Raw genomic sequence first — 22,079 nt, 5'->3', positions numbered from 1 at the left:
GCCACACCGGATTCCTGGCACCCCTTCGGGCCAACTGCCCCCGTGATCCCAACCGTTATGCTGTTACCCGCGGAAACCTCTTTCCCCGGCCGTCCCCCTCGACCACTATGGCCCCCCGAACTGGCTACTGGCCGGTATGTCAGGCCCGGGACCGCAACGGCGCGGTTCCCGGTGGTACGAGGAGGCTGGACACATGGCTGAGGGGGACGGGGCCGGAGCGGGCGGAACCGAGGCGGGTGGCACCGGTCCGGGCGTCACCGGGACCGGCGGTGAGTACGAGGCCGCGCCGGACGCCCGGCTGGCCGAACTGCTCCGCTCCCCCACGGCGACGGCGTACCCCGCCCTGCAGGAACTGCGCCGCCGGCACCACCCGGCGGTCCTGGCCTACGCCCGGCTGTGCGCCGCGGGCGAGTCCGCCGCCCGCCGGCTGGCGGCCGAGGTGTTCACCACGGCGGCCCGCGAGACGGCCCGCGGTGTCGACCCGGCCGTACCGCTGCGCCACCGGCTGCTGCTGCTCGCCGCACGGCTGGCGGCCGGCTGGGCGCGCGACGAGCGCTCCGCCGGCGTGGACCCCGGGCTGCTGCTCGTGCTGAACGCCTCCGGCCTGCCCGAGGGCCCCACCCCGCCCCTGCTCCCGGCGTTCCGCTCGCTGCCCTCCCGTATCCAGGGCCTGATCTGGTACGGCGTGCTGGAGGCGGAGCCGCAGGCCAGCACCGCCGCCTTCCTCGGCCTGAGCGGCGTCGACGTGGCTTACGGCACCCCGCAGGCCCTCAAGGCCCTGGCCCAGGCCTGCCTCCGCGACCGGCTCGCCGCCTCCGACGACCCGCGCTGCGCCGACTTCCGCCGGCTGATCGAGGAGGCGGTACGGCCGGACGGCCCGCGCCGCAGCCCCGACCTGGACGCCCACATGGCCCGCTGCCCGCACTGCACGGCCGCCTTCGAGGATCTGCGGGCCCTGCGGGACGCGCCCCGGCAGACCCTGGCGGAGGGCCTGCTGCCGTGGAGCGGAACGGCCTACATACGCGCCGGGGAGCCCCCGGCCGCCCCCGGCCCCGCCGCCGTACGTCCGTCCTGGCCGCCCCGGAGGCGCCTCCTGCTGGCCTCGGCGGCCCTGGGCGTGGCCCTGACCCCGCTCCTGGTGTTCGCCCTCACCCCGGCCCACACCGACGACCAGCAGCCGACGGCCGCGACGCCCACGCCGCCACCGGTGACGGTGACGGCCACGGTCTCCGTCACCCCGTCCCCGTCGCCCTCCCCCACGAGCTCCCCCTCCGCCGGGTCCTCTTCCCCCACGCCGAGTCCGTCCCGCCCGGCCACGCACCCGCCGCGCACCCGGAAGCCCACCGCCACGCCGACGCCGTCGTTCGCACCGCCCGGCACCCTCTTCGCCCAGGTGGTGAACCTGGCGACGGGCCGCTGCCTGGACATCCGCGACGGCGATCTGTCGCAGGGCAACGACGTCATCACGGCCCCCTGCTCCTCCGCCGACACCCAGCGCTGGAGGTTCGACACCTATCTGGGCGTACTGCGCTCCGGAGCCGACGACACCTTCTGCCTGGACAGCCGGGGCTCGACCGACCGCGGCCTGGGCATCTGGACCTGCGACTCGGTCTACGGCGGCAACGGCGACAACCTCCGCTTCACCATCGACCCCGACGGCACGATCCGCCCGGACATCGCCATCGAGACGGCGGTGACCCCGGACGGCGGATACGGCGTGTCCCTGCAGCCCCTGGACGACAGCGCGGAGCAGCGGTGGCGGGCGGGGGCGCGGTGAACCGGGCCGCCGCCCACAGGCGATCCCCGCTCAGACCACCCGAGCTCCGCGCCGCCACACCCCGCTGACCAGGGGCACGCCCGGCCGGTAGGCGAGGTGGACGTGGCTGGGGGCGTCCAGGAGGGTGAGGTCGGCACGGGCGCCGGGGGCGAGGCGGCCGATGTCGGTGCGGCGCAGGGCCGCCGCGCCGCCCGCCGTGGCCGACCAGACCGCCTCGTCCGGGGTCATCCGCATGTCGCGCACGGCCAGGGCGATGCAGAAGGGGACCGAGGAGGTGAAGGACGAGCCCGGGTTGCAGTCCGTGGACAGGGCCACCGTCACGCCCGCGTCCAGCAGGCGGCGGGCGTCCGGCCACTCGGCGCGGGTGGAGAACTCGGCGCCGGGGAGCAGGGTGGCCACGGTGCTGCCGTTCGCCAGGGCGTCCACGTCCGCGTCCGTGAGGTGGGTGCAGTGGTCGGCACTGGCCGCGTCCAGTTCTACGGCCAGCTGGACGCCGGGGCCGTAGGAGAGCTGGTTGGCGTGGATGCGGGGGTGGAGGCCCTTGGCCTTGCCCGCGGTGAGGATCGCGCGGGCCTGGTCGCCGTCGAAGGCGCCCTTCTCGCAGAACACGTCGATCCAGCGGGCGTGCGGCGCGCAGGCGTCCAGCATCTCGCCGGTGACCAGGGCGACATAGGCCGCCGGGTCCTCGGCGTAGTCGGGCGGGACGACGTGCGCGCCGAGGTACGTCACCTCGTCGGTGTGCCGGGCCGCGAGGCGCAGCGCGCGGTACTCGTCCTCGACGGTCAGGCCGTAGCCCGACTTGGTCTCGAACGTCGTCGTGCCCTGGCGCAGAGCCTCGTCGAGGTAACGGGTGAGGTTGGCCTCCAGTTCCGCGTCGCTCGCCGCCCGGGTGGCCGCGACGGTGGTGCGGATGCCGCCCGCCGTGTAGGAGCGGCCGGACATGCGGGCGTTGAACTCCTGCGTGCGGTCTCCGGCGAAGACCAGGTGCGAGTGGGAGTCCACGAAGCCCGGCAGCACCGCCCGGCCGCCCGCGTCGACCCGATTGTCAGTGGCGGGTGCTTTGCTGGATTCACCGGTCCACGCGACGGTGTCGCCTTCGATGACGACGGCCGCGTCCTGGATCAGGCCGAGGGGGGAGCCGTCACCGAGGGAGGGGTCGTTGGTGACCAGCGTGGCGATGTTGGTGATGACGGTGCTGCTGCTCATGGTGTCCTCGTGGGTGGTGGTCAGGAGCGGAGGGCTTCGACTGCCCGCGCGAGGGCCTGTGGCACATCGGGGACGAGCGTGTGCGCCCCGTCCCGTACGACATGCCGACCGCCGACGACCGTATGCCGTACGTCCGCTGCCGTCGCGGCGAATACGGCCGTCTCGGCGCCCAGCCTGGGCAGCGGGCCCGCTGTCCTGACCGAGTCCAGGGCGATCGTCGTGAAGTCGGCGAGCGCGCCGGGTTCGAGGGTGCCGGCCTCGTCCCAGCCGAGGGCGGCATGGCCGTCGGCGGTGGCGGCCCGCAGCAGGGCGGCCGCCGTCCAGTGCCCCCGGGTGCGGGTGCGCAGCCGCTCGTTCAGCTCCATCGCGCGCGCCTCTTCGAGCAGGTCGATGACGGCGTGGCTGTCGGAGCCGAGGGAGAGCGGGGAGCCGGCCCGCTGCAGGGCGACGGCCGGGCCGATGCCGTCGGCCAGGTCCCGCTCGGTCGTCGGGCACATGCAGGTACCGGTGCCCGAGCCGCCGAGCAGGGCGATGTCCTCGTCGGTGAGATGGGTGTTGTGCACACCGGTGGTGCGCGGCCCGAGGACGCCGTGGTCGGCGAGCAGCCGGGTGGGCGTGCAGCCGTGCGCGGCGAGGCAGGCGTCGTTCTCGGCGGTCTGCTCCGACAGGTGCACGTGCAGCGGGGCCCGCCGCTGCTCGGCCCACCCCGCCACGGTCGCCAACTGCCCTGCCGGCACGGCCCGTACGGAGTGAATCGCCGCCCCGATCCGCGCGTGATCCCGCTCCTTGAGAACTGCACAGCGTTCGGCCCAGGCCTCCGCGCTGCCGTCGGAGAACCGCAGCTGGTGGGGGTTGGGCGGCTCGCCACTGTGCTTGTTCACGATGGCGGAGGACAGGTAACAGGTGTCGAGGAGGGTGATCCGGATCCCGGCCTCGGCGGCGGCGGCGACCAGCGCCTCCCCCATGGCGTTGGGGTCGGCGTAGGAGGTGCCGCCGGGCGCGTGGTGCACGTAGTGGAACTCGCCGACGCAGGTGACGCCGGCCAGGGCCATCTCGGCGTACACCGCGCGCGCCAGGGCGTGGTAGGTGTCCGGGGTCAGGTGGTCGGCGACGGAGTACATCACCTCGCGCCAGGTCCAGAAGGTGCCGGAGCCGACCTGGACGGTGCCGCGCAGCGCCCGGTGGAAGGCGTGGCTGTGGGCGTTGGCGAGCCCCGGCAGGGTGAGCCCGCGCAGCACCTCGGCGCCGGGCGGCGGAGCGGGCGTCCCGGTGCGGACGGCACTGATCCGGCCGTCCTCGGTGTCGAGGGCCACGCCCGGCTCGACGTTCGTGCCGAGCCAGGCGTGCTCCAACCAGTAGGTCCGCTTGGTCACCTGCAGGCCAGCCCTTCCAGTACGTCGGCGAGCGCGCGCACCCCGGCCACGCAGTCGTCCTCGGCGGCGAACTCGGCCGGGGAGTGCGAGACACCGGTGGGGTTGCGCACGAACAGCATGGCGGTCGGAATGCTGCCGGAGAGGATTCCGGCGTCGTGTCCCGCCCCGGTCCCGAGGACGGGCACCTTCAGGCCGGTGTCCTTGCCCAGGATGCGGGCGAGTTCGTCGCGCAGGGCGTGGTCGAACTCGACGACCGGGGTGAAGGACTCCCGGACCACGTCCAGGTCGATGCCGTGGGCGTCCGCGTACTCCCGGGCGGCCTTCTCGATCCCGCCCACCACGGTGTCCAGGGTGTCCTGGTCGGCGGCGCGGGAGTCGAGCCAGCCGCGCACGAGGGAGGGGATCGCGTTGACCCCGTTGGGCTCCACGGCGATCTTGCCGAAGGTGGCGACGGCACCGGCGAGTTCGGCCTCGCGGCGGGCGGCGAGCACGGTCTCGGCGTAGGACAGCATCGGGTCGTGGCGGTCGGCCAGCCGGGTGGTGCCGGCGTGGTTGGCCTCGCCCCGGAAGTCGAACCTCCAGCGGCCGTGCGGCCAGATGGCACTGGCGATGCCGACCCGGTCGCCGGACAGGTCCAGCGCACGCCCCTGCTCGACGTGCAGCTCGACGAAGGCGCCGATCCGGGCCAGCCGCTCCGGGTCGGCCCCGATGTCCTCGGGGTCGTACCCGGCGGCCTCCATGGCCTGCGGGAGGCTGATCCCGTCGGCGTCGGTGAGCCGGTGGGCCTGCTCGGCGCTCAGCTGTCCGGCGGTGAGCCGCGAGCCGACACAGGCGAGCCCGAACCGGGCGCCTTCCTCGTCACCGAAGTTGACGACGGCCAGGGGCTTCGCGAACCGCAGGTTCCTGCTCCGCAGCTCGTCGAGGGCCGCGAAGGAGGACACCACACCGAGAGGGCCGTCGAAGGCACCACCGTCGGGTACGGAGTCCAGGTGGGAGCCGGTGACGACGGCGTCCCCGGCAGCGGGGTCACCGAGCCAGGCCCACTGGTTGCCGTTCCGGTCCACCTCGTACGTCAGCCCGCGCGCCCCGGCCTGCTCCTTGAACCAGGCCCGGCAGTCGGCATCGGCACCGGTCCAGGCGTAGCGCCGGTAGCCGCCGGAGGCGGAGCTGCGGCCGATCGGCAGCAGCTCCGCCCACATGCTGTGGAAACTCACGCGTCGTCACCCTCGCGCATGGGCACCCGGACACCGCGCTCCCCGGCCACCGACTCCGCGATGTCGTACCCCGCGTCCACGTGCCGGATGACACCCATGCCCGGGTCGTTCGTCAGCACCCGGCGAATCTTCTCGCCACCCAGCTTCGTGCCGTCGGCCACGGTCACCTGCCCGGCGTGAATGGACCGGCCCATGCCCACGCCGCCACCGTGGTGGATGGACACCCACGACGCGCCGGAGGCCACGTTCACCATGGCGTTCAGCAGCGGCCAGTCGGCGATCGCGTCGGACCCGTCGAGCATGGCCTCGGTCTCGCGGTACGGCGAGGCCACCGAGCCGCAGTCCAGGTGGTCGCGGCCGATCGCCAGCGGAGCGGCGAGCTCGCCGGAGGCCACCATGTCGTTGAAGCGCTCGCCGGCCTTGTCGCGCTCGCCGTAGCCGAGCCAGCAGATGCGCGCGGGCAGACCCTGGAAGTGGACGCGCTCGCCGGCCATCTTGATCCAGCGGGCCAGGGACTCGTTCTCCGGGAACAGCTCCAGGATCGCCTTGTCGGTCTTGGCGATGTCGGCGGGGTCACCGGACAGGGCCGCCCAGCGGAAGGGGCCCTTCCCCTCGCAGAACAGCGGCCGGATGTAGGCGGGGACGAAGCCGGGGAAGGCGAACGCCCGGGCGTAGCCGGCCAGTTGGGCCTCGCCGCGGATGGAGTTGCCGTAGTCGAAGACCTCGGCGCCGGCGTCCATGAAGCCGACCATGGCCTCCACGTGCTTCGCCATGGACTCGCGGGCCCGGGTGGTGAAGCCCGCCGGGTCCTTCGCCGCCTCGGACGCCATGTCCTCGAAGGCCACACCCACCGGCAGGTAGGACAGCGGGTCGTGGGCGGAGGTCTGGTCGGTGACGATGTCGATGGGGGCGTTCATCGCGAGCAGCTGCGGGACCAGCTCGGCCGCGTTGCCGAGGACGCCGATGGACAGCGGCTTGCGCTGGTCGCGGGCCTCCACCGCCAGCTGGAGCGCGTGGTCGAGGGAGTCGGCCCTGACGTCCAGGTACCGGTGCTCGATGCGGCGCTCGATGGCGCGCGGGTCGCAGTCGATGCAGATCGCGACGCCGTCGTTCATCGTCACGGCGAGGGGCTGGGCGCCGCCCATGCCGCCGAGGCCGGCGGTCAGGGTGATGGTCCCGGCGAGGGTGCCCTCGAACTTCTTCGCGGCGACGGCGGCGAAGGTCTCATAGGTGCCCTGGAGGATGCCCTGGGTGCCGATGTAGATCCAGGAGCCGGCGGTCATCTGGCCGTACATGGTCAGGCCGAGGGCCTCCAGGCGGCGGAACTCCTCCCAGTTGGCCCAGTCGCCGACCAGGTTGGAGTTGGCGATGAGGACGCGCGGGGCCCACTCGTGGGTCTGCATCACGCCGACCGGGCGGCCGGACTGGACCAGCATGGTCTCGTCCTGCTTGAGGGTCTTCAGGGTGCGGACCATGGCGTCGAAGGAGCGCCAGTCACGGGCGGCCTTGCCGGTGCCGCCGTAGACGACGAGCTTGTCGGGGTGCTCCGCGACCTCCGGGTCGAGATTGTTCTGCAGCATGCGCAGGGCGGCTTCCTGCTGCCATCCCAGGGCGCTCAGTTCCGTGCCGCGCGGTGCTCGTACGGGGCGGGGTCCCGACATCGTCTGCCTCCTCCTGTTGCCATGTCTATTCACATCCTGTCGCTCTGAATAGAACTAGTCAATACATCGGGGCGACCCCGCCCGCACGCCCTCGGTGTTTGGCTGGATGTACGCGAGACGGACACGCGGGGACACGAGGGGACATGAGGGGAGAGGCCGTGGAGCGGGACCTCGAAGTGGAGCGGGACCTCGGAAGGGAGGCCCTGAAGCGCGCCGCGCGGCGGGACGAGGCGGTGCGGGCCGCCGTGGAGCAGGGGCTACTGGGGCCGGACGCGGCCGTGGCCGGGCTGCTGGACGTGACCGGGATCCGGGAGTCCGCGGCGGCCCTGCGGGCGGCGTTCGACGCGGTCGTGCCGCCCGGGACACCGGTGCTGCACGCCTTCGCGGTGAAGGCGACCCCGCTGGTGCCCGTACTGCGGCTGCTGCACGAGGCGGGCATCGGCGCGGAGGTGGCGAGCCCGGGCGAGCTGGCGCTGGCGCGGGCGGCCGGGGTGCCGACGGCCCGGACCGTGCTGGACTCGCCCGCCAAGACCCCGGCGGAGCTGCGCGAGGCACTGGCGCTGGGCATCGCGGTGAACGCCGACAACCCGCAGGAGCTGGACCGCCTGGACGCCCTGGTGCGGTCCGCACCCACCGGCTCCCCGCTGGGCATCCGGGTGAACCCGCAGGTCGGCGGCGGCACGATCGGGGCGACCTCGACGGCGACGGCGACCTCCAAGTTCGGGGTGGCACTGCGCGACGAGGGGGCGCGCGAGTGGGTCGTACGCGCGTATCTGGACCGGCCGTGGCTGACCCGGCTGCACGCGCACACCGGCTCGCAGGGCATCCCTGTGGCACTGCTGGCGCGGGGCGTGGCGGAGACGTACGCGCTCGCGGAGGAGATCAACGAGCGGGCGGGGCGGCGGCAGATCGACACCCTCGACATCGGCGGCGGACTGCCGGTGAACTTCTCGGCCGAGGCGACGGCACCCTCCTACGCGCACTACGCCCGGTTGCTGGCCGAGCGGGTCCCGGGGCTGTTCGACGGGCGGTACGGGCTGGTGACCGAGTTCGGCCGGTCACTGCTGGCCAAGCACGGGACGGTGGTGGCCCGGGTGGAGTACGCCAAGAGCGCGGGCGGGCGGCGGATCGCGGTGACGCACGCCGGCGTGCAGGTGGCGACGCGGACCGTGTACGCGCCGGAGGCGTGGCCGCTGCGGATCGCCGCCTACGACGCCAAGGGGCGGCCGAAGCCGGGACCGGAGGTGGTGCAGGACGTGGCCGGGCCGGCCTGCTTCTCGGGCGACCTGCTGGCGGAGGGGCGCGCGCTGCCGCTGCTGGAGCAGGGCGACTACGCGGCCGCGCTCGACACGGGCGCGTACTACTTCGCCCACCACTACGCCTACAACTCCCTTGTCCGGCCGGGCATTTACGGCTTCGCACCGGACGGCTCGGCGGGCGTCGCCTTCGCGACCGTACGGGAGCCGCAGACCATCGCGGAGGTGGTGGCGGAGTCCGGCGGGGCGCACCCGGACGCGCTCACCACCCTGGGGACCCCGGGAAGCCGTTGACGCACCCCCGGCGCCCTCGAACAAATGGATCAACTCTCCTGGCACAGTGGCCAGTTGACCCACACTAGTACGCCGGACGCATGTTCCACCGGAAAATGCCAAAGGCTCCACCTTCCCCGCGCACGGTGCGTAGTGTCGCTGTCACTCAGCCGGAGAACCAGGCGGGAGGGGAGCCACCGGTGCCCGGAATCGACGAGTGCCTGCTGGAAGCGATGCGATTGCCCGGTGCCCGGGGAGCGGCACTGGTGGACTGGACGAGCGGACTGGCCCTCGGCACGGTCGGCGAGGCGCCCGGCGGCGACCACGAGACGACCGCCGCCGAGGCCGCCGAACTGGCCCGGATGGCCGCCGAGCACGGCGCCTTCGCGGCCCGGACCGACGACGGGCACCCACCCGTCGAGGACGTGATCGTCAGCAACCGCGACAGCTACCACCTGCTGAGATTCGTGGACACGTCCTTCGACAGCAGCGTCTTCCTGCACCTGTGGCTCGACCGCGAGGAGGGCAACCTCGCGCTCGCCCGGATCCGGCTCGGCGAGATGGCGGCCCGGCTGGTGCTGGGATGACCATGGTGCAGATACCTCCGCCCCCGCTGCCGGTGCGGGACAAGTCGGCCACGCGGGCGCTGTCACCGATGCTGACCCGGCTCGCCGAGGAGCGGGCCACCGGCGTCCTGGTCCGCGAGCACGGCACCCTGTACCTCGCCGAGGGCCGGGTGGTGCACGCCGAGAGCCCCTTCGCCCCCGGTCTCGACGTGCTCCTCACGGCCCACGGCACCCTCGCCGCCACCGCCTGGCAGCGGGCCGCAGACCGGACCTCCGGCCCGCTGCACGCCGCCGAACTCCTGCTGGACTCCGGGCTGTTGCCCGCGGGCGCGCTGGAGCTGTGCCATCTGGACGCCCTCTACGACGCCGGGTACTTCGCGCTGGCCCCGAGCAGCGCCCCGGGCCGCTTCCGCTACGACAGCGCGCCCCGGACCGGCCCGCTGCCCTCGGTCCCGGTCGTCGCCCTGGAACGCGAGACGCTGCGCCGCCGGCTGCTGCTGCACCGGCTGTGGCCCGACCCGGCTGCCGACAGCGCCCCGCTGATCCGTGCGGACCCGGCGGGAGCACGCACCGCCGCCGCGCCGGTCACGCCCCGGCAGCGGGCGGTCCTGGACCGCGTGGACGGCGTCCGCACGGCCCCCGGGATCGCCCGGAACCTGGGCCGGCAGGCCTTCCACACGCTGGTCGACGTACGCCGGCTCGTGGCCGCCGGCCATGTCGCACCCCGGCCGGCAGCGCCCGCACCGCCGCCCCCACCCCCGGTCACCGACCCCGACATCGCGCTGCTGAAGAGGCTCAGGGATGCGCTGGAGGCACTTTGAACGGCACCGCCCCGCCGAGAGGAGAGAGCTGATGGCGTCCGAGGAGGACCTCGAGGCCGTCGTGGACGAACTGCACCGGCTGCGCAACCGGGTGCCGCAGCTCACCGGCGCCCTGGCGGCCGGCGTCGACGGTCTCGTCGTCGCCCACGACGCGCCCGGTGTCGACCCGGAGGGCCTGGCGGCCCTCACCGCCGCTGCACTCGGCGTCGCCGTACGGGTCGCCGACGCCACCGGCAACGGCGGCTTCCGGGAGCTGCTGGTGCGCGGCGAGCACGGCTATGTCGCCACCTACGCGGCCGGCCGCACCGCCGTACTCACCCTGCTCGCCGAGGGCCGGGTCAACGTCGGCCGGCTGCATCTGGAGGGCCGCCGCGCCGGAGCCCGCATCGGGGAGCTGCTCGACGCCGCCGACGCCGCCGCCCGGGAGGCCGGCCGGCGCGGACGGCCGCTGGGCGCCGCCGGCACCGCACCCCCGGCCCGTACCCGCACGACCCGCACACCCCGCACGCCCCGCCCCACGAGCGCCGACGCGCGCACCGCAACCGACAGTTGAACCGTCAGAGAGGATCCACCATGGCCAACACCGAGACCGCGCTGAAGGAAGCCCTCACCTCCATCGAGGGCGCCACCGGGGTCGCGCTCGTCGACTACACCAGCGGGATGGCGCTGGGCACGATCGGCGGCAGCAAGACCTTCGACCTGAACGTGGCCGCCGCGGGCAACACCGACGTGGTCCGCGCCAAGATGCGCGCGATGGAGATGCTGGGCCTCAAGGGCGAGATCGAGGACATCCTGATCACGCTGTCCGACCAGTACCACATGATCCGCCTGCTCAAGGGCCGCGGCGGCAACGGCCTGTTCCTGTACCTGGTCCTGGACGCCGGCCGGGCCAACCTGGCGATGGCGCGGCACCAGCTCAAGAAGATCGAATCGGAGCTCGAGGTCTAGACCAGTGCGCCGGTGCGGCGGCGGGCCCCGCCCGGGGCCGCGTCGCCGGCCGCGATGCCCGTACCGCGCAGGCCCTTGACGGCCTTGCCCGCCGGGCTGCCGCCGCGCCGGTCGAGCCAGTCCACACGCACCCACAGCAGCGTGTCCTCGGCGCGTTCGCGGCGCCCGATCCAGGCGGCCTTCAGCCGCAGCCCGGCGCCGAGCCCGGCCAGCAGCATGCCGCCGGCCGCGGGCACCGCGAAGGCCGAGCCGAGCGCCACGGCGAAGGCCGCCAGCAGCCACCAGCGGTGGCCCCGGCGCCAGTTGCGCACGGTCACCGCCCGGTCCTGCAGCACGTCGTACTTGCCCGCGCGGGCCGCGCCCCGGGCGAGGGCGCCGTACCGGCCCCGCCGCACCAGTGCCACGACCGCCGCGCCGACGAGGAACAGCGCCGCCCCGGCGAGCACCCCGGTCCGGCGCCCGGTCAGCCCGGACGGCAGCACCCCGACCCCCGCGGCGAACACCCCGAACCACCACAGCGGTGCGGCCCCCGCCCGTACGACGACGGCCACCCGGGCCAGCCCCTGTCCTCCGCGCGCCACGTCAGCCTCCCGTGTCACGTGTCCGCAAAGCGTTTTGAGTCTTGGGGGGAAGCTAGCGGGCGAACGTGAGACGAATCTGAGAGCGCGCAGGCCTATTCGACGAAGAGCCCGCGGGACGCCGCCGTGGCGTCGAACTCCTCCAGCCGGGCCTGCGCCTCGGGCAGGTCGTCGCAGAGCGCCTCCAGCAGCACCCGTCCGAGCAGCATCGGCGCGCACGCGGTGTCGAAGGCGAGCCCCGTGCCGACGGCTGCGGGCAGCAGCAGGTCGGAGTACTTGGCGACCGGCGCGAACGCGGAGTCGGCGACCGTGACCGTCGTCAGGCCGACGTCCTTGGCGTAGGCGAGGGTGTCGACGACCTCGCGCGGATGCCGGGGCAGCGCGAAGCACAGCAGCGCGGAGGCGCCCGCGCGGACGGCCGCGTCGATACGGTCCTGGATCATGGTGCCGCCCTCGTTGAGCAGCCGGACGTCCGGGTGGACCTTGGCGGCGAAGTAGGCGAAGCCGTACGCCTGGGAGGCGGCGGCGCGCAGGCCGAGCACGGGCAGCGGGCGGGAGGCGGCCAGGATCCGCCCGGCCCGCTGCACCGGGCGCGGGTCGGCGAGCAGGTCGGCGAGGTGCCTGAGGTTCTCGATCTCGGCCTCGACGGCCTGCTGGTACTCGTTGAAGGCGCCCGCCTCGGCGGCCGGTTCGGCGGGGACGACCTCGCGCAGGTGCTTGCGCAGCGCCGGATAGCCGTCGAAGCCGAGCGCCACGGCGAACCGGGTGACCGACGGCTGGCTGACCCCGGCCAGTTCGGCGAGCTCCACGCTGGACAGGAAGGGCACGTCGGCGGCCCGCCGGACCATGCTGTGCGCGATCCGGCGCTGGGTCGGCGTGAGCCGGTGGCCCTCGAACAGCGCCTGGAGCCGGTTCGCGGGGCTGTCCGTGACACCGGGGACACCGGGGGCCGTACCGGACGGGACACTCTCCGTCGCGTCAGCACTCCTGTCCACGCTCATGACGTGCTCCCCCTCCAGATGTCCGTGAACCGGTCGAGCAGTGCGGCCGCCTCCGTCACGTCGTCCGTGAGCGGCCGGTCGGCCGGATCGGCGTCCAGGACCGACTCGGCGAGCGCGAACGCCCGGCCGGCCGGCAGCCCCGGGTCGGGCCGCAGGTCGCGCTGGCGCAGCGCACGGACGGCGGCGACGAGCTCGCAGCCGACCACCAGACGATACGCAGCGCACGCGCGCAGGGTCTGCCGCGCGGCGAGCGAGGCGAAGCTGGCCTGTTCCTCGACGCCCCGGGAGAGTACAGCGTGGCCGAGCGAGGCGGGCGCGGAGAAGGCCCGCAGATCGCCGAGGGCCGCTCCGGCCGCGTACTCCAGGATCATCACGCCGGAGGAGGCCGGCTCGTGGTCGGCGAGGAAGGGGCGCAGCCGCGTGTAGGCGGGCTCGTTGAGCGTGGACAGGCGGGAGGTGGACAGCCGGGCCACCTGGGTCAGTGCGAGCCTGAAGTGGTCGAGGGCGAGGGCCAGTTGGGCCTGGTAGAAGCCGCCGTGGTGGTAGGCGGCCTGGTCCTCGGGGGCGATGAGCGGGTTCTCGGCGGCCGCGTTGATCTCCACGGTCAGCACCTGCTCCAGGGCGTCGGCCGCGTCGTGCGCCGGGCCGTGGATCTGGGGCAGGCAGCGGAAGCCGTAGGGGTCCTGGATCCGGCCGAGCGGCGGGGTCGGCCGGTCGGCGGCACCGATCAGCTCCCGCATCCGCCGGGCCACCTCGGTGCTGCCCCGGTGCGGGCGGGCGGCGTGCACGGGGGCGGCGTACGCCTCGTGGGAGCCGTCGACGGCGATGAGGGACAGGGCCGCGACGACCTGGGTGGCGCCGACGAGCCCACGCAGCTCGTGCAGGGCCAGCGCGGACTGGCCGAGGGTGAGGGCGTTGCTGCTGATCAGGGCGAGGGCGTCGTTGTTGTCTAGGGGTTGGGCGGCGGGGCCGCCGGCGCCGCGCCAGGGGTGTTCCCCGGCGAGCGCGAGCCCAACCTGGGCGAGGGCGGCTATGTCGCCGGTGCCGACGGAGCCGAACTCGTTGACGACCGGGTACGCGCCGCTCTCCAGGGCCTCGCACAGGGCGGTGACCACGCCGGGCCTGAGGCCCGCGCCGCCGGCCAGCAGCTGGTTGGCACGGACGGCGAGCATGGCGCGCACCTGGCGGGCGGGGAGCTCCTCGCCGATGGCGCCGGCGTGGCTGCGCAGCAGGCGCAGGCCGTGGCCGGCGGCGGCCTCGGTGGGCACGTCCTCGTTCCGGTTGGCGCCCACGCCGGTGGAGCGGCCGTAGACGCGCCCGGTGGCGGCGATCTGCCGGGCGGCGTTCCAGGAGTGCTCCGCGCGCCGCAGCGCGTCGGCCTCGGGGACGGGACGCGCGGCGCCGTCGGCGAGCCGCACGACGTCCTCGACGCCGAGCCCGGCCCCGTCCAGGACCACGGGCGCGGACCGCCCGGACGGCAGGGACGGCACGGACACCGGTGCGTCCACGATGCGAGACGACATCAAGCCCAGACTCCCCTCGACCCGGACACCTGTTCTCGCCCTTACCTCACGTCGACGAGCTATTCACACACCAAGAACTCTGCATGATGTTATGCAGCCGGGCAAGGGACATCTCATGATCCGGTTCGACGACCTCCGATGACGTGGCGAACGCCCACGCCGGGCAGCACGGCCCGGTGAGGTGGCCGGGTGTCCGAGAGGGGGGCTGTCCCCAGTGCGGAAGGTCTGAGCGCTGCCTAACGTATCCGTCATGACCGGAACGGACGGGCGGGACACCGACCTGAGAAAAGAACTCGACGCCACTCTCCAGACCCGCAGGGAACTGGGCGAGGAGTACGAGTCGGCGCTGGTCGACTCCTTCCTGGAGAAAGTCGACCAGCGCATCGACGGCGCGGTCGAGCGGCGGTTGAGGCGGACACTGGCCGAGCAGCGGATGCAGGTGGCGCGCGGCAGCCGCACCGGGGACGGCGCGGACTCCTGGGCCGAGCGGTTCGGCCTGGCCGTCATCTCGCTGGTGCTGGCGATCCCGCTGTCGGCGATCGGCGCCTACAGCGTCGGCCTGTCCGGCCTGCTGATCTCCTGGGGCGGCATCGTCGGCGTCAACCTCGTCCAGGCCGCCCGCACCAATCCGGACCTGCTCAGGGGCCGCCGCCGCGCCTCCGAAGAGGACTGACCCCTCACGCCTGCCGGGTCGGCAGGACCATGATCTGGCGGAGGTTGACGTGCCGGGGCCGGCTGGTGGCGTAGGCGACGACATCGGCGACCTCGGCCGCCGACAGGCTGCCGATCGCGTCGAGCATGCCGTCCAGCTGGCCGGACAGTTCCGCGCTGTCGATGTGTGTCGCCAGCTCGGTCTCCGTCAGCCCCGGCTCGATGTTCGTCACCCGCACGTCGAGCGGCCCCAACTCGGAGCGCAGGTTGTTCGAGAGATGGGTGACGGCCGCCTTGGTCGCCCCGTACACCGCGTAGTTGGGGAAGGTGAGGTGGGCGCCGATGGAGGAGACGTTGACGAGGTCGGCGGTACGGCCCTCGCCGGCGGCGCCCACCAGGTCGGCGGTGAAGGCGCGGATGATCCGCAGCGCTCCGGTGACGTTGGTGTCGAGCATCCGCTGCCACTCGTCGAGCCGGCCGTCGGTGACGGGGTTCGGGAGCATCACTCCGGCGTTGTTCACGACGAGGTCGACGGTGCCGAAGGTCTCGTGCACCAGATCCCGGGCGGCCGTCACGGACGCGTCGTCGGTGACGTCGGCGGTCACGGCGAGCGCCTCGCCCCCGCCGGCCCGGATCTTGTCCACCAGTTCCTGAAGCCGGTCCGCGCGCCGGGCGAGCAGCGCCACCCGGGCGTCCTCGGCGGCGAGTTGCAGCGCGACGGCCTCGCCGATGCCGCTGGCGGCTCCGGTGACGACGGCGGTACGGCCGGACAGGTTCTCGTACGACATGGGTGTTCCCCCTGGTGATGGGCGCCGGGGCGGCTCCCCGGCGGCCGGCACCAGCCTTGCCGCCTCCGCCGGCCGTACCCAGGGCTGGGCTTTTCCTGGGTCTGCCAGTACCAGGTTGGCGACCGGCCGCTCCCCTACGATCGAGGTATGGACGGGGACTGGCTGGAAGGGGAAGTCGGCGACTTCCTGCGCTCGCGACGTGCACGGATCCAGCCCGAGGAGGTGGGGCTGCCCAGCCACGGGCGGCGCCGCGTACCGGGCCTGCGCCGCGAGGAGGTGGCCCAGCTCGCGGGGGTCAGCGTCGACTACTACATCCGGCTGGAACAGGGCCGGGGCACGAGCGTGAGCGACGCGGTGCTGGACGCGATCGCGCGGGTGCTGCGGCTGGACGAGACCGAGCAGGCGTACCTGCGGACGGTGGCGCGCCCGCAGCACCGGCAGCACGGGCGGCAGGGGCAGCGGGCGGTCCCGCCCCGCATCCGTCCGGGCATCCAGGTCCTGCTCGACGGCATGGAGCGCAACCCGGCCTTCGTGCTCGACCCCCGGATGAACGTCGTGGCCTGGAACGCGATCGCCGACGCGCTGAGCGGCTTCGGCCGCATGACACCGGGGGAACGGAGCGTGCCCCGGCAGGTCTTCCTCTCCCCGGACGGCCGGAACCTCTACCCCGAGTGGGCGGCGGTGGCCGCGCAGACGGTGGCCCATCTGCGGGTGCTGTCGGGCCGGTACGCCGACGACCCCGAGCTGTGCGCGCTGGTCGCCGAACTGTCCCTGAAGAGCGAGGACTTCCGCCGCCTGTGGGCCGACCACGAGGTCAGGGAGTGCGCGTACGGCGTGAAGCAGGTACGGCACCCGGTGGCGGGCCTGCTGACCCTGCCGTACGAGACGCTCACGATGCCGGCGGCCCCGGACCGGACGATCGTGGTGTACACCCCCGAACCGGGCTCGGAGACGGCCGAACGCCTTGCATTGCTGGGCAGTTGGAAAGCGGCGACGGCCGCAACCGGTCATTGAGGAACCACGACGGCGAGCAACCACCTCCGCGAGAGCGGCGCCGGCTCAGGCGCAAAAGGGGTGTGCGCGGGGACCGCCGCACCCCCGTTGCCGGGGGGCGGGACGACGGCGGTCCCCGCGAAGGACGCGGGCCGGGTCAGGGCCGGACTTCTCGCGTCCGTGGCGTCCATGGAGGTCCGGGAGCCGCTCCGGAGGTCCTAGGCGCCGTTCGGCGCCGGCCGGGGAGGGGAGCCGCTCCCGCCCCCGCCGACACCCACCAATGTGCCGGACCCGTGTTAAGCCGGTGCTGCGCGCACGTGACGCGCTCGTACCACTTCCGCGAACCCCGCACCGCCCGAGCCACGCCAGTGAACCCCCAGTTCACCGGGGGTTCGCTACTGCTTCCCGCCCTTGGCGAGGAAGGCCAGCAGGTCCTGCCGGCTGACCACGCCGGTGGGCTTGCCCTCGACCAGGACGATCGCCGCGTCGGCCGAGCCGAGCACGCTCATCAGGTCACCGACCGGCTCGCCGGAGCCGACCTGGGGCAGCGGGGCGGACATGTGCTTCTCCAGCGGGTCCTCCAGGGAGGCGCGCTTGGAGAACAGGGCGTCCAGCAGCTCCCGTTCCACCACGGACCCGACGACCTCGGCGGCCATCACGTCCGGGTGACCGGCGCCCGGCTTGACGACCGGCATCTGCGAGACGCCGTACTCGCGCAGCACCTCGATGGCCTGGCCGACGGTCTCCTCCGGGTGCATGTGCACCAGGGAGGGGATGGTGCCGGCCGCCTTGTCGTTCAGGACGTCGCCGACGCGGGCGCTCGGGCCCTCGTCCTCCAGGAAGCCGTAGTCGGCCATCCACTCGTCGTTGAAGATCTTGCTGAGGTAGCCGCGGCCGCTGTCCGGAAGCAGTACGACCACGACGTCGTCGGGCCCGAGCCGCTCGGCGACCCGCAGCGCCGCGACGACGGCCATACCGCAGGAGCCGCCCACCAGCAGGCCCTCCTCCTTGGCGAGCCGGCGGGTCATCTGGAAGGAGTCCTTGTCGGACACGGCGACGATCTCGTCCGCGACGGTGCGGTCGTAGGCGGTCGGCCAGAAGTCCTCGCCCACGCCCTCGACCAGGTACGGCCGCCCGGACCCGCCGGAGTACACCGAGCCCTCGGGGTCGGCGCCGACGACCTTGACGCGGCCGTCACTCACGTCCTTCAGATACCGGCCGGTGCCGGAGATGGTGCCTCCCGTGCCCACGCCCGCCACGAAGTGGGTGATCTTCCCCTCGGTCTGCTCCCACAGCTCGGGACCGGTCGAGTGATAGTGCGAGAGCGGGTTGTTGGGGTTGGAGTACTGGTCCGGCTTCCAGGCGCCCGGGGTCTCGCGGACGAGCCGGTCGGAGACGTTGTAGTAGGAGTCCGGGTGTTCCGGAGCGACGGCGGTCGGGCACACGACGACCTCGGCGCCGTAGGCCCGCAGCACGTTGATCTTGTCGGTGGAGACCTTGTCGGGGCACACGAAGATGCACTTGTACCCCTTCTGCTGAGCCACGATGGCCAGGCCCACACCGGTGTTGCCGCTGGTCGGCTCGACGATCGTGCCGCCCGGCTTGAGCTCGCCGCTCTGCTCGGCGGCCTCGATCATGCGCAGGGCGATGCGGTCCTTCACGGAACCGCCCGGGTTGAAGTACTCCACCTTGGCCAGCACGGTGGCCTGGATGCCCTCGGTCACGTTGTTGAGCCGCACCAGCGGGGTGTTGCCGACGAGGCTGATCATCGAGTCGTGGAATTGCACCGTTGTCTCCGGTTGCTGCAAAAGATGTGGTCTTAGTGGTGCCGCCAGCCTAAGGCCAGCTGTGTGGCCGGGGCGGCCGTTCACTCCCCGTTGAGATTGACGCACGGTCCGTACGGGGCAAGGAGTGGGTGAACGGCTACGAGGAGGTGGCGGCGACGCATGACGAGCATGTCGAGGGCGAGGGTGGCCCGGCGGATCGCGGCCGGAGCGGCGTACGGCGGTGGCGGGGTCGGGCTGGTCGGGGCGGCCGCGGTCGGCCTGCTGCTCGCGGAGGTACGGCTGGCCCGGCGCCATGTGGGCAACCACAGCGGCGGCCGCGTTCCCATGGCCGACGGCGTGTACGGCCACACCTACGACGTCCCCGGCGAACCGCCCCTCCGCCTGACCATGCTCGGCGACTCCACGGCGGCCGGCCAGGGCGTGCACCGGTCGGGCCAGACGCCGGGCGCGCTGCTGGCGTCGGGGCTGGCGGCGGTGGCGGAACGCCCGGTGGAGCTGCGGAACGTGGCGCAGCCGGGGGCCCGGTCCGACGACCTGGACCGCCAGGTGGCGCTGGTGCTGTCGGGGGCGTCGCCCGTCCCGGACGTCTGCGTGATCATGATCGGTGCGAACGACGTGACCCACCGGATGCCGCCGACCCGTTCGGTACGGCATCTGTCGGCGGCGGTACGACGGCTGCGCACGGCCGGTGCGGAGGTGGTCGTCGGCACCTGTCCCGACCTCGGCACCATCGAGCCGGTGCAGCAGCCGCTGCGCTGGCTCGCCCGGCGGGCCTCGCGGCAGCTGGCGGCGGCGCAGACGATCGGGGCGGTGCAGCAGGGGGGACGGACGGTGTCGCTGGGCGACCTGCTGGGACCGGAGTTCGAGGCGAACCCGCGGGAGCTGTTCGGGCCGGACAACTACCACCCCTCGGCCGAGGGGTACGCGACGGCGGCCATGGCGGTGTTGCCGACGGTGTGCGCGGCGCTGGGCCTGTGGCCGGCGGAGGAGGAACGGCCGGACGTGTCGCGGCGCGAGGGCTTCCTGCCGGTCGCTCGCGCGGCTGCCGAGGCGGCGTCGGAGGCGGGTACCGAGGTCACGGCGGCGATGCCGACGGGGCCGCGGGGACCGTGGGCGCTGCTGAAGCGGAGGCGGCGGCGCCGCGTACCGGAGGCCGAGCCCGCCCGCCCGTCCCTGTGACCTGGGCGGCGACCGGGCCCGCCCGCGCATGGTCGGCCGAGCCACGGGAGGCAAAAGCAAGCGCTTAGTAAACTGCGGCCAGTGTCACACCCCGACACCGGTGACCTGGACCATACGTAGCGGTAACTTCCCAACCGGCCCTGCCCGTACAAAACCCCGTTCACTGGAGCCGTGATGCCCGAAGCCGTCATCGTCTCGACCGCCCGCTCCCCCATCGGCCGCGCCGTCAAGGGCTCCCTGAAGGACCTGCGCCCCGACGACCTGACCGCCACGATCATCCAGGCCGCGCTCGCCAAGATCCCCGAGCTGGACCCGAGGGACATCGACGACCTGATGCTCGGCTGCGGCCTCCCCGGCGGCGAGCAGGGCCACAACCTGGGCCGTGTCGTCGCCGTGCAGATGGGCATGGACCACCTGCCGGGCTGCACCATCACCCGCTACTGCTCCTCGTCCCTGCAGACCTCCCGCATGGCCCTGCACGCCATCAAGGCCGGTGAGGGCGACGTCTTCATCTCGGCCGGTGTCGAGACGGTCTCCCGCTTCGTCAAGGGCAGCTCCGACGGTCTGCCGGACACCCACAACCCGCTGTTCGCCGAGGCCGAGGCCCGCACCGAGGCGGTCGCCCAGCAGGAGGGGACGACCTGGCACGACCCGCGCGAGGACGGCCTGCTGCCCGACCCGTACATCGCGATGGGCCAGACCGCCGAGAACCTGGCCCGCGCCAAGGGCATCACCCGCCAGGACATGGACGAGTTCGGCGTCCGCTCGCAGAACCTGGCCGAGCAGGCCATCAAGAACGGCTTCTGGGAGCGCGAGATCACCCCGGTGACCCTCCCCGACGGCACGGTCGTCAGCAAGGACGACGGCCCGCGCGCCGGCGTCACCCTGGAGGGCGTCGCCGGCCTGAAGCCGGTCTTCCGCCCGGACGGGCTCGTCACCGCCGGCAACTGCTGCCCGCTCAACGACGGCGCCGCGGCCGTCGTCATCATGAGCGACACCAAGGCTCGTGAGCTGGGCCTGACCCCGCTCGCCCGGATCGTGTCCACCGGCGTCTCCGGCCTCTCCCCCGAGATCATGGGCCTCGGCCCGGTCGAGGCGAGCAAGCAGGCGCTGCGGCGCGCCGGTCTCACCATCGACGACATCGACCTGGTCGAGATCAACGAGGCCTTCGCCGCCCAGGTGATCCCCTCCTACCGGGACCTCGGCATCGACATCGACAGGCTGAACGTCAACGGCGGCGCCATCGCCGTCGGCCACCCCTTCGGCATGACCGGCGCCCGGATCACCGGCACGCTCATCAACTCCCTGCAGTGGCACGACAAGCAGTTCGGCCTGGAGACCATGTGCGTCGGCGGCGGCCAGGGCATGGCGATGGTCATCGAGCGCCTCAGCTGATCTGATGCACCGTCCGTGACGGGACAGGCACGTCACGTCAGGAAACGGCCCGGAACCGAGGAAACCCCAAGGTTCTGGGCCTTTTCGTGATCCAATTTCCCCCAGGATGTGACCTATCTCGCCCCCTGGACACATCGGTGCAGGTCAGCGTGGGTCGTCGCGGTACGCGAGGACGCCGCGAACCCAAAGTCCTGTCCGTTTCGTGACGTTACGCACTGACAGCTCGATAGTCCGCCCTTCAAGCTGATGTAGGAAAGTCGGGGGTCGACTTTGAACCGGGAGTACGTCAGTGAGCGCCATGCCGATCGCCCTGCTGCTCACCACGGCCGCCACCGGCGCCGTGGGCGTCGCCGTCCTGCGCACCGTTCTGAAGCTGCGCCGCCAGCTGGCGGAGCTGCAGACCCAGCTCGCCGAGAACCAGTCGGCCGCCATGCGCGCGCTGCTGCCGAACGCCCGCAGCGGCGCGGAGGCCGACCAGATACGCGCCGCCGTGGCCGAGGCGCTCGCCGAGGAGCGGGAGCGGGAGCTGGCCGAGGCACGTGCCTTCTGGGCCGCACAGGAGGCCCGTGACGCCTCCGACGCCCCGACCCTCCTCGGCCTGCCCGACACCGAGGTGTTCCTGCCCCGGCAGACCGACTTCGCCGGCCTGGAGCCGGTGTCCGAGCCGACCGCCGACGCCGACGAGTTCGCCGGGGAGTCCCCGGAACTGGCCGCGGCCCGCCGCCGTCACCCCTCGCACCCCGACTTCGTCCCGGTGCAGTCGCCGGGGGTGAACGACCACGAGCGCACCGTGACCACGCTGGAGCAGCTGGCCGCCGACCGCGTCGAGCTCTCCGACGTCCGCCCGGGCCCGCTCGGCACCCTCGACGTCTACGTCTTCGCCGACGGCACCACCCTGTGCATGACCCCGGGCCACCGCGAGACCGCCGAGCGCCTGGCGGCAGCGGTGGAGGCGGGCGAGGCCCCGTACCTGCTGGGCGGGTCCGGCATCTCCGGCGCCTACACCCTGACCTTCGCCTACGGCGAGGACGGCACGAACATGGTCTACATCCTGGCCGACAGGGTCATCGCGTCGCTCTGAGGGCGTGG

General features: G+C 73.2%; 20 protein-coding genes. 11 read left to right on the top strand and 9 right to left on the bottom strand.

The annotated features are described in order from the left end of the window. Nucleotides 1–193: 193 nt before the first annotated feature. Nucleotides 194–1,777 carry an RICIN domain-containing protein gene (locus ABT288_RS05390; RefSeq protein ID WP_351602994.1) on the top strand — a complete coding sequence of 528 codons (1,584 nt, stop codon included), beginning with the start codon at nucleotides 194–196 and terminating at the stop codon, nucleotides 1,775–1,777. Between the two features lie 30 nt (nucleotides 1,778–1,807). Here the strand turns inward: ABT288_RS05390 and hutI are convergent, their stop codons facing one another. The 4 genes from hutI to hutU are packed head-to-tail and all read right to left on the bottom strand — an operon-like array spanning nucleotide 1,808 to nucleotide 7,231. Next, entirely contained in the window at nucleotides 1,808–2,983 is a 1,176-nt protein-coding gene (gene hutI, locus ABT288_RS05385; RefSeq protein ID WP_351602993.1) for an imidazolonepropionase, read from the bottom strand. A 20-nt stretch (nucleotides 2,984–3,003) separates the two neighbouring features. Next, entirely contained in the window at nucleotides 3,004–4,362 is a 1,359-nt protein-coding gene (locus tag ABT288_RS05380) for a formimidoylglutamate deiminase (protein ID WP_351603094.1), read from the bottom strand. After that, the gene (locus ABT288_RS05375) at nucleotides 4,353–5,570 is read right to left on the bottom strand and encodes an allantoate amidohydrolase (RefSeq protein ID WP_351602992.1); all 1,218 of its coding nucleotides are present in this window, start codon (nucleotides 5,568–5,570) and stop codon (nucleotides 4,353–4,355) included. The genes ABT288_RS05380 and ABT288_RS05375 overlap by 10 nt, the downstream gene beginning before the upstream one ends. Then, nucleotides 5,567–7,231, bottom strand: coding sequence for a urocanate hydratase (gene hutU / locus ABT288_RS05370; RefSeq protein WP_351602991.1), 1,665 nt, complete (start codon nucleotides 7,229–7,231; stop codon nucleotides 5,567–5,569). Before hutU ends, ABT288_RS05375 begins: the two co-directional genes overlap by 4 nt. Before the next feature lie 143 nt (nucleotides 7,232–7,374). Here hutU and ABT288_RS05365 point away from each other — a divergent pair, with 143 nt between their 5' ends. From ABT288_RS05365 to ABT288_RS05345, 5 genes are all read left to right on the top strand, one after another. Next, a complete protein-coding gene (locus tag ABT288_RS05365) occupies nucleotides 7,375–8,781 on the top strand; it encodes a type III PLP-dependent enzyme domain-containing protein (protein ID WP_351602989.1) in 1,407 nt (468 codons plus the stop codon). Nucleotides 8,782–8,960: 179 nt separating this feature from the next. Continuing rightward, nucleotides 8,961–9,347, top strand: coding sequence for a hypothetical protein (locus tag ABT288_RS05360; RefSeq protein WP_351602987.1), 387 nt, complete (start codon nucleotides 8,961–8,963; stop codon nucleotides 9,345–9,347). Then, complete coding sequence (locus tag ABT288_RS05355) at nucleotides 9,344–10,147, top strand: transcriptional regulator (protein ID WP_351602985.1); 804 nt, start codon at nucleotides 9,344–9,346, stop codon at nucleotides 10,145–10,147. Before ABT288_RS05360 ends, ABT288_RS05355 begins: the two co-directional genes overlap by 4 nt. 31 nt (nucleotides 10,148–10,178) lie before the next feature. Next, entirely contained in the window at nucleotides 10,179–10,700 is a 522-nt protein-coding gene (locus ABT288_RS05350; RefSeq protein WP_351602984.1) for a roadblock/LC7 domain-containing protein, read from the top strand. Between the two features lie 20 nt (nucleotides 10,701–10,720). Beyond that, the gene (locus ABT288_RS05345) at nucleotides 10,721–11,095 is read left to right on the top strand and encodes a roadblock/LC7 domain-containing protein (protein ID WP_351602982.1); all 375 of its coding nucleotides are present in this window, start codon (nucleotides 10,721–10,723) and stop codon (nucleotides 11,093–11,095) included. Here the strand turns inward: ABT288_RS05345 and ABT288_RS05340 are convergent. The 3 genes from ABT288_RS05340 to ABT288_RS05330 all read right to left on the bottom strand — a co-directional run bounded on the left by ABT288_RS05340 (nucleotide 11,092) and on the right by ABT288_RS05330 (nucleotide 14,197). After that, nucleotides 11,092–11,676 (bottom strand): hypothetical protein, encoded by a 585-nt coding sequence (locus ABT288_RS05340; protein WP_351602981.1) that lies wholly within the window; start codon nucleotides 11,674–11,676, stop codon nucleotides 11,092–11,094. The genes ABT288_RS05345 and ABT288_RS05340 overlap by 4 nt on opposite strands. 92 nt (nucleotides 11,677–11,768) lie before the next feature. Next, entirely contained in the window at nucleotides 11,769–12,674 is a 906-nt protein-coding gene (locus ABT288_RS05335) for a MurR/RpiR family transcriptional regulator (protein ID WP_351602980.1), read from the bottom strand. Next, the gene (locus ABT288_RS05330; RefSeq protein ID WP_351602978.1) at nucleotides 12,671–14,197 is read right to left on the bottom strand and encodes an aromatic amino acid ammonia-lyase; all 1,527 of its coding nucleotides are present in this window, start codon (nucleotides 14,195–14,197) and stop codon (nucleotides 12,671–12,673) included. The genes ABT288_RS05335 and ABT288_RS05330 overlap by 4 nt, the downstream gene beginning before the upstream one ends. A gap of 250 nt (nucleotides 14,198–14,447) precedes the next feature. On the opposite strand from ABT288_RS05330, the gene ABT288_RS05325 reads away from it, so the two are divergent. Next, nucleotides 14,448–14,870: a hypothetical protein gene (locus tag ABT288_RS05325; RefSeq protein WP_351602976.1), complete on the top strand. Its 423-nt coding sequence runs from the start codon at nucleotides 14,448–14,450 to the stop codon at nucleotides 14,868–14,870. Between the two features lie 4 nt (nucleotides 14,871–14,874). On the opposite strand, the gene ABT288_RS05320 is transcribed toward ABT288_RS05325, so the two are convergent. Continuing rightward, nucleotides 14,875–15,636: an SDR family oxidoreductase gene (locus ABT288_RS05320; RefSeq protein WP_351602974.1), complete on the bottom strand. Its 762-nt coding sequence runs from the start codon at nucleotides 15,634–15,636 to the stop codon at nucleotides 14,875–14,877. Between the two features lie 147 nt (nucleotides 15,637–15,783). Here ABT288_RS05320 and ABT288_RS05315 point away from each other — a divergent pair, with 147 nt between their 5' ends. Further along, nucleotides 15,784–16,650, top strand: coding sequence for a helix-turn-helix transcriptional regulator (locus ABT288_RS05315; protein WP_351602972.1), 867 nt, complete (start codon nucleotides 15,784–15,786; stop codon nucleotides 16,648–16,650). A gap of 374 nt (nucleotides 16,651–17,024) precedes the next feature. On the opposite strand, the gene ABT288_RS05310 is transcribed toward ABT288_RS05315, so the two are convergent. Next, on the bottom strand, nucleotides 17,025–18,416 hold the full coding sequence (locus tag ABT288_RS05310) for a cystathionine beta-synthase (protein WP_228624605.1): 1,392 nt from the start codon (nucleotides 18,414–18,416) through the stop codon (nucleotides 17,025–17,027). A 159-nt stretch (nucleotides 18,417–18,575) separates the two neighbouring features. On the opposite strand from ABT288_RS05310, the gene ABT288_RS05305 reads away from it, so the two are divergent. The 3 genes from ABT288_RS05305 (at nucleotide 18,576) to ABT288_RS05295 (ending at nucleotide 22,071) form a co-directional block, all read left to right on the top strand. Continuing rightward, nucleotides 18,576–19,595 (top strand): SGNH/GDSL hydrolase family protein, encoded by a 1,020-nt coding sequence (locus tag ABT288_RS05305; protein ID WP_351602970.1) that lies wholly within the window; start codon nucleotides 18,576–18,578, stop codon nucleotides 19,593–19,595. A gap of 174 nt (nucleotides 19,596–19,769) precedes the next feature. Further along, nucleotides 19,770–20,990: an acetyl-CoA C-acetyltransferase gene (locus tag ABT288_RS05300; RefSeq protein ID WP_351602968.1), complete on the top strand. Its 1,221-nt coding sequence runs from the start codon at nucleotides 19,770–19,772 to the stop codon at nucleotides 20,988–20,990. Nucleotides 20,991–21,279: 289 nt separating this feature from the next. Then, nucleotides 21,280–22,071: a hypothetical protein gene (locus tag ABT288_RS05295; protein WP_351602966.1), complete on the top strand. Its 792-nt coding sequence runs from the start codon at nucleotides 21,280–21,282 to the stop codon at nucleotides 22,069–22,071. Nucleotides 22,072–22,079 lie beyond the last annotated feature (8 nt).

Source organism: Streptomyces sp. NPDC001093 (assembly GCF_040298985.1).
Classification (GTDB): domain Bacteria; phylum Actinomycetota; class Actinomycetes; order Streptomycetales; family Streptomycetaceae; genus Streptomyces.
Note: the sequence above shows the minus strand (reverse complement) of the source record. Positions and strands in the feature narration are given on the sequence as shown.